This is a genomic window from Vibrio sp. 1-Bac 57, from assembly GCF_037546855.1.
GTDB lineage: Bacteria > Pseudomonadota > Gammaproteobacteria > Enterobacterales > Psychromonadaceae > Psychromonas.
This window is the reverse complement of record NZ_JALAAC010000063.1, coordinates 1-10,416: the sequence shown is the minus strand read 5'-3', so window position 1 is coordinate 10,416 and position 10,416 is coordinate 1. Positions and strand designations below refer to the sequence as shown.

Sequence of the window (10,416 nt, the reverse complement as noted above, 5' to 3'; positions counted from 1 at the left end):
GTGAGGCCTTTTTGTGATGCTGTTTTTTGTCTAGTTAACAACTACTTTATCACAAATAGGCCTCAACTTCTTTTAAATCAATGTGATACACCTCATTTGTTACCTATTTTGAATCCCGAAACTTGAGTTAGTATTAAAGCTAAAGTCATAAGCTGAGCGAATTTGGGCTTTTATATCGTAGCCCTCTATTTTGGCAACTGAGTCAGGTAAATCTGATAAATTAACGATCCCTGTTACTAATAGGTTCCTTATTGAATAGGTACTGTGTGCACAACCGGTGATTAAACTGAGTAAAATTAAAATTGAGTATAATTTCAATCTCTTGGCCATTTTTATCTCTCTTATTGGTTTTATATTAATGTGGTTAAATTTAAATTATTTTAACCTGAACTCTGGCTGTTTAAAAAGCTAGTAAATAACAATTTGTGCAACAAACTGTGTAACACTCGGATAAGTAATTTATTTTGGTGCTACACTAAACCCTTATTAATCAACTAACTTACTGCTGCGATAGTTAGCTTATCGGCCAACTCCAACCATTCTAGACCCTGTTTACTTGATGTGAACAGGGTCTTTTTCGTTTATAGAGTTTTAGTTTTATATTTAAATTACTTGATGATTGCAGGGCATTTACAGACGTACGCGAATGACTATACACGATAGAGTCCAGTCTATCGGCCAACTCCAACCATTCTAGACCCTGTTTACTTTATGTGAACAGGGTCTTTTTCGTTTATAGGGTTTTAGTTTTATATTTAAATTACTTGATGATTGCAGGGCATTTACAGACGTACGCGAAAGACTATACACGATAGAGTCCTGTCTATTGGCCAACTCCAACCATTCTAAACCCTAGTTTATGCAAATAAACTAGGGTTTTTTCGTTATTGGAGTTTAAAATCACTTGATGATTGCAGGGTATTTACAGACGTAAGCGAATGACTATACACGGTAGGGCGCAGCCTATCGGTCAACTCCAACCATTTTAAGAACTGACGTGGTTTAATTTATTCTGCTAACCCAGTGAATACATCATTGATTTAACTGGAGGTTGAAATGAAAATACCTAAAATCTCTTCAATACATACAGTGTGTTATACTTCTTTTTTGTTAAACAGTGGGTTTTTATTGTGTCACTGTTCTTTTATGGAATGGAGAGCACTAATGGAACATCGTTTAAGCATAATTTCTGTGTATTTTTTGTTAGTTTCTACTCTGTGGCTTTCTGGTTGTGCCAATGTACAGTTGCAACAGAAAAAAGTAGCTGAATCAATGGCGAGTGTTCAGGTTGATTTAAAGCAACACAAGCAAAGCGATTTTAAACAGGTGGAAGCGCGTTTTTATACTTACAAATCTAAAGAGCTCGTGTTTAGAGTCTTATCAAATATTAAGCAAACATCACAATGGTTGCAGCGGTTGGATAGCGTAGAAGTATTGACTGTCTATAATAACCAGAAATATTTATTGCGAACCATCATAAACAGCCCTTGGCCGTTTAAAAATCGAGAGCTCATTACCTGTGTTAACACTTCCTTTGAGGAAACGATCATCACTATTAATATTGTTTCTTGTAGTGAACAAGTAGCAATTAATGATCTTTATGTTCGTGTTTCACAAGTTGAATCGAGTTGGGTAATCAAAAAACGTAGTGACTCATTAGTTGAAGTCAATTATAAAACGTGGATTGATCCTGCTGGCAACGTACCTGCATTTATCTTCAATAATGAACTGGTGGATAGCACTGAACGGGATCTGAAAAAACTAAACGTTATTATCGATGACGCTTCATTAGAACAGTTTTCCTATTAGGTTTATTCATTACTCACTACTCATTATTAACGCTTGGATGTGCTCATTGCGGCATTATTAATACTAGTTTTCTCCTCTCATCGACTTTATTTCCTATGACATTGTCATCAACAAACAAATCAAAGCCGTTGTACACAGTGATAAAGGAAAACGCAACAAAGTTTATGATGACAGCTGAGAGTAATAGATCAAAAAGTAGGATCGCGGTCAATCACTTTTCACTACCGTATCACTCCGCGATTAAATTTCACCTTTTAAAGGTGGAATTTAATCGTTATTCAAATGCGGAATGACAGTGCTAATGCTATTTATATGCAATTTATTAGTTTTTAGATAGTGCAATAGCCTGCTTCAGGATCACATCACCTTTCATCATTCCGTAATCGATCATTTCGATTTTTCCACAACCCAATCCTTTTTTAACACAGATACTGTTAAAGTGATCGAACTGATACGAAATCTGGGGGGCAATCATACACACATCATATTTATCAACAACATCGTTAAACTCTGATTGTGAATATGCCTTAATTTCAGCATCAATACCTTCTGCTATTGCTGCTTCTTTCATTTTATTAACTACCATTGAGGTAGACATGCCAGCTGAACAAACGAGAAAAATTTTTATAGCCATTTTATGCCTCTTTAATTATCGTTACAGATTGCCTGCTTATAAGTTGTGTTTATTATCAGTGTTTTATTGTAAGTGTTCTGTTATAAATTTTTCTAACAACACTTTTGTAGAATCTAAACCGGTTAATGTGTATTTTCTTTAGATGTACGACCATTTTATTTTAAAAATTGTATTTTTTCTTAGCCTAAAATAGTTGTTTAGAATTAATAACAGCATACCAATAAAACCATATGGTTTTTATTTTCTTTAACGAAAACAAAGCTTTTATCACAAAACAATATACTTAAAATTTTAATATGAAAGCACTATGTTTATTAACCATATAGTTTTATATAATCAACAGACTGTTATTGGAGAACCGTATATGAAATTTGGTTTAATATGCTCCATAAACTATAAAAAAAGTCTGTTTACAAAATAGAAATAGCACTGATGAAAGGGAATACATGGTTAAATATTTAAAAATATACGAGACAATTAAACAGCGTATTCTAGAAATGGAATATCGATTAAATGAAAAACTCCCCGATGGTGCTTCTTTAGGTAAAGAATTTGATTGCAGTGAACTTACTATTAAAAAAGCCCTAGATATTTTGGTTGCTGACGGTTTAGTGGTAAGAAAACGCGGCTCTGGTTCATTCGTGAAACGTCCACTGAATACAACTACATCCCATTTACATGGAACTAAAGCAAACGCAATCAAACATGGTAAAGAAGTTACCTCTAACAACTTAAAATTTGAAATTGTTCCCGCAGATGAACGTATTGCTGAACGTTTAAATTGTAATAGGGGAGATCTAATTTATCACATCATTCGAGTGCGGATTATTGATAGCTTACCGACTGTTATTGAAGATACTTATATGCCAGTGAATATTTTGAATGGATTAACGATTGAGCATACCCAAGACTCGATTTATAGTTTTATTACCAATCAGCTGAAGCTAAAAATACATAGCTCGACGATGGAAATCAGTATTGTAAAAGCGAATGAAATTGAATCTGAAAACTTAAATGTACCGTTAAATGATAAATTAGTCGCTGTAGAACAAATAGTTTATCTTGATAATGGGGATATTTTTGAATATTCAATCTCAAAACATACTACTGATACATACCATTTCTCCACTAATTTCGTCAGATTATAAGTTTGCAATCTACGTAAAAAATATTAATTTTAACGAATCAGATTACCACTAAATACTATGATCTTTCGAAGTCGAATTACACCTAACTAATTCATAGGGTCTGGATATTAGGTGTTAAGTATTATGTGCTTATTCTAGATAATAGAATAAGCAGCACAAAACTTAACTATCTGAATAAGCAATCAAGTTACTTTATACTCGTTATCGTTCAAGCTAACGACCCAGAGGGCAAAAGATGAAGCAAACATCTTCGTTATTAGAAAGTGTCGATTTAATCCGCTAGATCTTCCTCTTTCTGCCTTGAATCTGTTCACTTCACCGCTTACTGAATTTTACACCTTGAATGGTAACGGGTATATATTGATAAGGATAACTTGATTGCCACGCTTAATATCAAGGTGTGTAGTGCTTTATCCTTGTTGATGTAAAAATGCAGCTCCGCGTACGCCTGACGAATCGCCATAAATATTTTTGACCACTTGAGTAACTGTATTCTTAGTGAATGTATATTTATTTAATTTAGCATTTACTAACGGATATATTTCATCAATATTAGACATACCGCCGCCTAAAACAATCACTTCTGGGTCAACAAAATTTACAATATTGGCGCAAACACGTGCGAGCTGGTCACAATATAAATCCAAATGTTTCCTTGCTTCAGTATGGCCTTGAGCATACAACTCCATTATTTGTTTTGAATTTGCGTGAAAATACTTTTCCGAGAAAGTACGTGAAAAACCAGTACCAGAAACAAACGATTCTGTGCAGTTTTTAGAACCGCAATAACAATCAATTTGTTCACCATCAATCTTTGATGAATAACTAGGCAAAGGATTATGCCCAATTTCTCCGCCCAGTTTATTCAAGCCTGTGACTAATTTATTGTGTACAATCACTCCAGAACCACAACCCGTGCCGATAATAATGGCAACACATGAATTCATTGCCTGTTTTGCCGCTCCATCTTTAAACTCAGAAAGCGCCAAACAATCAGCATCATTGGCGATAGCAATCGGTACATTTACTTTTTGTTTTATATCTCCAATAAAATCTTTACCGTTTAGAATGATCACATTAGCGCCTTGCATCAATCCATTTTTATCTATGGAGCCACAACAGCCAAGACCAATAGAATCAATATCACCATACTTTGCAACTTCATTAATAACTGACATGATAGATGATAAAAAACCTTCATAAGTCTCAGTATCAGTATCATATCTATAAGTTATTAAAGTGTCGTATGTTACTGAATCTAAACCTACTCCTTCAATTTTTGTCCCACCAATATCTAAGCCAACTATCATATTATCTACCTAAATTAGTTACCTACGTTATTTACCTAAGTTATTTATCTGGTTTATCTACCTAAGTTCTGCACCTAAGTTAACGGGATGAAAAATAGGGGGCTTTTATCTCTATTCGATTAAAACCCACTTCAAAATATAACTTATTAACTTTATTCGAAACCATTATCTTTTGATACTTGGGCAATCCACTCACCCGATTTTTTAATCGTTCGCTTTTGTGTTTTTAGATCTAATGCAATCCAACCATAACGGTTTTTATATGAATTAGCCCATGACCAACAATCGATAAATGTCCACAAATGGTAACCACGACAATTAGCCCCTTCTTCGATAGCTTTATGTAACCAAGTTAAATGATCTTTTACAAACTCAATTCTGTAGTCATCTTGAATTTGGCCATCGATATTGAATTTTTCTTCCCCCTCAACACCCATTCCATTTTCTGCGATAAACCATTCAATATTGTCATATTCATTCTGAATAATTTTAGCAATATCATAAATCCCCTTCTCATAAATCTCCCAACCTCGATGTGGATTCATTTTTCTATTAGGCATCACGTAATCATCAAAGAATAACTCTGGCATAAAGATCGCATCAGCGTGACGAGCATACTTAGGGGCTTGAGCTCGACGCGGGGCATAGAAATTAACACCTAATAGATCGACAATCCCCTGTTTTAATATTTTTGAATCACCTTCCACAGTCTCGGGTAATTGTTTGTGTTCAGTCAGTAATTCAACCAAGCCTGTTGGGTATTGACCTTTAGTTACAGGGTCTAGAAATGAGCGATTAAAAAACCAATCTGCAATTTCAGAAGCTTTCAAGTCAGCAGGATTTTGAGAGCGTGGATAAGAGGGGGTTAAATTCAAAATAATACCAATCTTGCCATCAAATTTTAATTCACGGTAAGCAATCACTGCCTTAGAATGTGCGATTAGGGTGTTATGAGCAACGGTTGCTGCTCGTTTAAAGTCCACTATATTTGGGTAATGAAAGTCATACAGGTAACCGCCTTCAACGGGTACGATAGGTTCATTGAATGTAAACCAATGTTTAACTCTATCGCCAAATAGTTCAAAACAGGTTTTAGCATATACAGCATAGGCTTCTACAACCTCACGAGATTCCCACCCTCCTTTATCTTGCATACACATCGGCATATCAAAATGAAAAAGATTGATAAATGGTTCAATTTCATGCGCAATTAACTCATTAATGACATTATTATAGAAATCAATCGCTTTCGGATTGACTTCACCAGTACCATTTGGAATTAATCGAGACCAACTAATTGAGGTACGAAAAGAGTTATGTCCTAGCTGCTTCATCAATGCAATATCATCTTTCCAATTGTCATAGAATGTTGAAGCATCTGCACAGCCTACGTTATTGTGGAAACGATTTGGTTCTGTTTTAAACCAATGATCCCAAATGCTGGGCGATTTTCCATCCTGTAATGATGCACCTTCTGATTGCGGTGCTGAAGTAGCGGATCCCCACCAAAAATTCTCAGGAAATTTTTTCATTTTTTGCCTCTCTGATATTAATTAATTTTCAATTTTTTTAATAATCAATTTTTAATAATCAATATTAAACTGCTTAGCTTGCGACCATTAATTTTTTCAATTCAGCCATCTCTTGACGGAGTAAAATAATCTCCTCTGCAACTTCTTTAGCTAACACCCCTGTCATAATATGGTCTTGGATGTGCGTCAAAATTAAGGTCATAGGCACCTTTCCCTCTCCTTCGTCAAAACCAATTAATGCAGTTTGCGTTTTGTGTACTTCAGTGAAGGCTAAATTGGCTTGCTTTATGAGTAATGATGCTCGTTCAAAATCACCATCTCGGGCAACCAACATTGCTTCCTTCGCAGCGGACTCGCCCATTGCAGCCTGTGTAAGTAGCGTCATTAGAAAGGTTTCAGAGATGTCTTCGACCGAATTTATTTCAAAAATTTCTGACATGATGTGTAATTCCTGATTAATGAATGTAAAAAGTGAATACTTTTTATTGAGCACCCCAAAAATACTTTAAAGTGCTCTACAGATTTCATCGTCTATTGTTGAAGCATAGACATGCATTATACCGCCGATGCTTTATCTGCTTTTGCGTTAGCAGCTTCTTGTTCTAGTAACTCTTTTTCATGCATTTTGAAGAATGGGTAATAAATGACATAAGCGATACATAGGTTAATCATTACCGTCACAAACGCCATAACAGACCAATTCGTTGCCCACATAGCGCCAATCGGTGCAGGTGCAGTCCAAGGTGGTATAGCAATAATACGATGCACTAACTCAAACTTGAACATACACCAAGTAAAGATGCCACAAAGCTGCGGAGCCAAAATCCAAGGTATAAAATAAGTTGGATTCATGACAATTGGAGTGCCGAATGAAACGGGTTCATTAATATTAAAAATCCCAGGAATAAGTGACATTTTACCAATCGTTCTCAAATGAATGGCACGTGATCGCAAGAATAAAAGTACTAATGCCATGGTTGCACCAGAGCCGCCGAACATAATGAAAAAATCAAGCAACGGCTGTGCAAAAATTGCAGGTAATTTTGTGCCTTCAACACCCGCTGCCAATGCATCTTGATTAGCAACTAAGTTAGATAACACAAACGGTGCAATGATCCCTCCGGTAATAGCAGAGCCATGCACACCCGCCCACCATAAAACTTGAGCAATAAAAGAGACTAATAGAAATGCAGCTAACGAGTCCGATGCAGAGATAAGCGGTTTAAATATCTCCATGATAGCTTCTGGAATAATAAAACCAGTTTCTGCATGAATAAAAAGATTGAGAGGATAAATAGTCACCATCACTATCGCAATGGGTATTAACAGGTCAAATGAATCACGTATTTTCTCTGGTACTTGATGAGGTAACTTAATACCCACATTGTATTTATGTAGTAGACGCATCATTTCCGGTACAAATATACCAATGAGAATCGCAGTGAAGATACCCGTTCCTCCCATGAATTGCATTGATAATGCGCCGTCAGAGACTGGAGCTGAAATCATCAAAAATGTTGAGAGTGATAATAAACCGGCCATAAATGGGTTCAGAGTAGAATAAAAACGAGCTAAGTTATAACCTAAACCGGTAACGATCCAAAGCGTCATAATACCCATTGTAAAATTGAATGGGTGTAGAATTTGCTCTCGGTATTCACGGGCAAATGTTGACCAAATATTAGTTGCATTTTCTCCAAAAGGAGGGAAAGCAATAACCAGTAGAAATGAACCAACAATGATAAAAGGGATTGCACCAATAAATGCATCACGAATGGCTTGCACATGTCGCTGTTGCCCGACTCGCCCAGCAACGGGGGCTACTGTACTTTGGAGGAATCCAAAGAATTTATCTTTTATAGTCATTAGCGAATCCTTTTTCTATTTGAATGTAAGTACTAATATTACAGTTGGGTATAAGGTGTTATTTATTTAGCCAAAAAATAAAATATAAATAGCAAGTCTTAAACATGAACTTTAAAAGTAAGAATACATATTTAAAATATGTTTTATAGATCTTAAGTAGATTTCCATGTTCTAATTTTGATAAGTAATATCATTACATTAAAACCATATGGTTTTAAGTGAGTTAATTAAAAAACAATACTTCCATCACAAAACTATATGGTTTTAAATTAAAGTGATAACGTTATTAGGAGGGGTTAAAGTTGGATCTGATAGGGTTAAAAGAAACTTTAATAAGCATATAAAGCATTGAATCATATTCATTAATAATGAATATCTGAAAATTAACATTTAAATGATAAAAATCATCCACTTAAAGTTTGTTATTTAAGTTCTCTCTTTTTATAGCAACGTAAATGGTCCCCGATAATGTCGATGTTATTTAATTTAATCGGAGGCTCTTATTTTTATGAGTACTCTTAGTCGTCTGCGCTTATCCAGCCATTTTGATACTTATTTACTAGATGTTTTACCTTTGCAGTGACTTTCTTTTGCTTTCCAAAAATAAAAATTATATCTAAAAATAGCAAAGAAAAAGGCACATCGCTTCGTTCTCTGATCCAAGCTAACTATTCACTTTAAACGCATTGTTTCAGGGTGGCGCTCCATAGTCATTCTTTTTTATTATCAAATTAAGCAATGCGACTTTATATTTTCCCATCTAATCATTTATACATAAAACACCTATATGGTGGTATTTTTTTGATTGTAATATGTTTTTAATGTATTGTGTGCGCGAATTAAATATAGCTTCTTTATTTAATGGAAAGATATCCATTATTGGGTTAACTCATTGTGTTTATACCTTTTCTAGATTCGCATAATAAGTGCAGTTTCCTATATTTGATTTAAATAACCACATAGAGATTACGCTAAGACTTTGATATTAATTTCAGATATCTCAAAGTGAAAAGACGTAATTAATCTAAATAATATAAACGACTAACAATCGTCTTCGATGATTTAACAATTTAAAAGGATAGGTAATGAAATTTGTAAAGGTTGCTGCATTGGCTCTCACTGCTTTAATAATATCTGGGTGTGCAGGTGGATTAAATTCAATGCAAAAAAGGGAATATGCAGCTTTTGAAAATGAAGGTATTTTAATCGAAGAAAAAAAACCAATGGTTGGTGCTGCGTTGGGTCTTTTACCTGGATTTGGTTCTTTCTATGCTAGAGAGCCTGGTTATGGCGTTGTTAATTTATTATTTTGGCCTATCTCTATCTTCTGGGATCCTGTTAGTGGTTATGATGGTGCTCAGTCAATTAACTACGATATGACTAAAACATATTTAAGAAAAGAAAAGGGTAAGGAATTAATTGCTTTAGAAGAACTATTAATTGCTGATCAAATCGATAATAAAACTTATCTTATTGAGAAAAGAAAGATTGAGCAAAAATACGAGTATTAATCGATTTTCGACCCTGTAAATAGTGCTGTTATCTTTTTCAGCTATATTTTGTTTTAGTTAAAAATCTCTTAATCTCATTGCGAGGTAGTAAGCTAGCAATACTAAGTTACCTCCTCGCAACTTTAGTTCAAAACAGCGCCTATCAACCAATAGCTAACAACAATACCTAACCCCACAACAGAAACTAATCCCAAGTCATATGCTTAGTTATAAAGCGTTCACTTCACGACGGTTCTTGTCTTTAAGTGCTTGCCTAGCCAAAAAGTATAAAAGCGATTATTTTCTTTTTCAAAAAATTATAGCCAGCCCAATAGTTGCCACCATAAGTAATCAAGTGGCATTAACACCACTATGGTTAATATAGCTAACGGTATCGTTATTTTTACTAAGCTCGTAAGTGACTCCCTTGATAACTGCATGGCAAGCACTAAAGGAGCTACTTGATAAGGGAATAATACAGTTGAAAAGCCGATAACTTGTGTCATTAATACTGCGGGTAATGAAAGTCCTGTGGCTTGTGCAAAATCAGTGGCCATCGGTGAGAGTACGGTAGGGACACCGGGAACAGTTGTTACTAATCCTGTTAATGTTGAAATAAGTGAAAGC

At 34.9% G+C, this 10,416-nt stretch carries 8 protein-coding genes and 1 pseudogene; 3 read left to right on the top strand and 6 right to left on the bottom strand.

Annotated elements, in window-relative coordinates; translation table 11 throughout:
• The first annotated feature begins 1,164 nt into the window (after positions 1 to 1,164).
• Positions 1,165 to 1,809: an SRPBCC family protein gene (locus MT391_RS20085; protein WP_499441424.1), complete on the top strand. Its 645-nt coding sequence runs from the start codon at positions 1,165 to 1,167 to the stop codon at positions 1,807 to 1,809.
• 322 nt (positions 1,810 to 2,131) lie between these two features.
• Here MT391_RS20085 and MT391_RS20080 read toward each other — a convergent pair whose 3' ends face one another.
• Positions 2,132 to 2,443 carry a PTS sugar transporter subunit IIB gene (locus tag MT391_RS20080; RefSeq protein WP_166369818.1) on the bottom strand — a complete coding sequence of 104 codons (312 nt, stop codon included), beginning with the start codon at positions 2,441 to 2,443 and terminating at the stop codon, positions 2,132 to 2,134.
• Between the two features lie 446 nt (positions 2,444 to 2,889).
• On the opposite strand from MT391_RS20080, the gene MT391_RS20075 reads away from it, so the two are divergent.
• On the top strand, positions 2,890 to 3,591 hold the full coding sequence (locus MT391_RS20075; protein WP_166369820.1) for a GntR family transcriptional regulator: 702 nt from the start codon (positions 2,890 to 2,892) through the stop codon (positions 3,589 to 3,591).
• A 410-nt stretch (positions 3,592 to 4,001) separates the two neighbouring features.
• On the opposite strand, the gene MT391_RS20070 is transcribed toward MT391_RS20075, so the two are convergent.
• The 4 genes from MT391_RS20070 to MT391_RS20055 form a co-directional block, all read right to left on the bottom strand.
• Positions 4,002 to 4,901: an ROK family protein gene (locus MT391_RS20070; protein ID WP_499499811.1), complete on the bottom strand. Its 900-nt coding sequence runs from the start codon at positions 4,899 to 4,901 to the stop codon at positions 4,002 to 4,004.
• 152 nt (positions 4,902 to 5,053) lie between these two features.
• Positions 5,054 to 6,433 (bottom strand): glycoside hydrolase family 1 protein, encoded by a 1,380-nt coding sequence (locus MT391_RS20065; protein WP_499499809.1) that lies wholly within the window; start codon positions 6,431 to 6,433, stop codon positions 5,054 to 5,056.
• A 73-nt stretch (positions 6,434 to 6,506) separates the two neighbouring features.
• On the bottom strand, positions 6,507 to 6,872 hold the full coding sequence (locus tag MT391_RS20060) for a PTS lactose/cellobiose transporter subunit IIA (RefSeq protein WP_499499808.1): 366 nt from the start codon (positions 6,870 to 6,872) through the stop codon (positions 6,507 to 6,509).
• 116 nt (positions 6,873 to 6,988) lie between these two features.
• Positions 6,989 to 8,299, bottom strand: a complete 1,311-nt coding sequence (locus MT391_RS20055; protein WP_166369828.1) for a PTS sugar transporter subunit IIC — start codon at positions 8,297 to 8,299, stop codon at positions 6,989 to 6,991.
• A gap of 1,085 nt (positions 8,300 to 9,384) precedes the next feature.
• Here MT391_RS20055 and MT391_RS20050 point away from each other — a divergent pair.
• A complete protein-coding gene (locus tag MT391_RS20050) occupies positions 9,385 to 9,810 on the top strand; it encodes a hypothetical protein (protein ID WP_499499806.1) in 426 nt (141 codons plus the stop codon).
• Between the two features lie 296 nt (positions 9,811 to 10,106).
• Here the strand turns inward: MT391_RS20050 and MT391_RS20045 are convergent.
• Positions 10,107 to 10,416, bottom strand: a pseudogene (locus MT391_RS20045) (SLC13 family permease); the annotation flags it as partial.

What these genes read in the sequence shown, in the direction of transcription:
- MT391_RS20050 (WP_499499806.1), top strand. Translation starts at nt 9,385, where the DNA reads ATGAAATTTGTAAAGGTTGCTGCATTGGCTCTCACTGCTTTAATAATA.
- MT391_RS20075 (WP_166369820.1), top strand. Translation starts at nt 2,890, where the DNA reads ATGGTTAAATATTTAAAAATATACGAGACAATTAAACAGCGTATTCTA.
- MT391_RS20070 (WP_499499811.1), bottom strand. Translation starts at nt 4,901, where the DNA reads ATGATAGTTGGCTTAGATATTGGTGGGACAAAAATTGAAGGAGTAGGT.
- MT391_RS20080 (WP_166369818.1), bottom strand. Translation starts at nt 2,443, where the DNA reads ATGGCTATAAAAATTTTTCTCGTTTGTTCAGCTGGCATGTCTACCTCA.
- MT391_RS20085 (WP_499441424.1), top strand. Translation starts at nt 1,165, where the DNA reads ATGGAACATCGTTTAAGCATAATTTCTGTGTATTTTTTGTTAGTTTCT.
- MT391_RS20060 (WP_499499808.1), bottom strand. Translation starts at nt 6,872, where the DNA reads ATGTCAGAAATTTTTGAAATAAATTCGGTCGAAGACATCTCTGAAACC.
- MT391_RS20055 (WP_166369828.1), bottom strand. Translation starts at nt 8,299, where the DNA reads ATGACTATAAAAGATAAATTCTTTGGATTCCTCCAAAGTACAGTAGCC.
- MT391_RS20065 (WP_499499809.1), bottom strand. Translation starts at nt 6,433, where the DNA reads ATGAAAAAATTTCCTGAGAATTTTTGGTGGGGATCCGCTACTTCAGCA.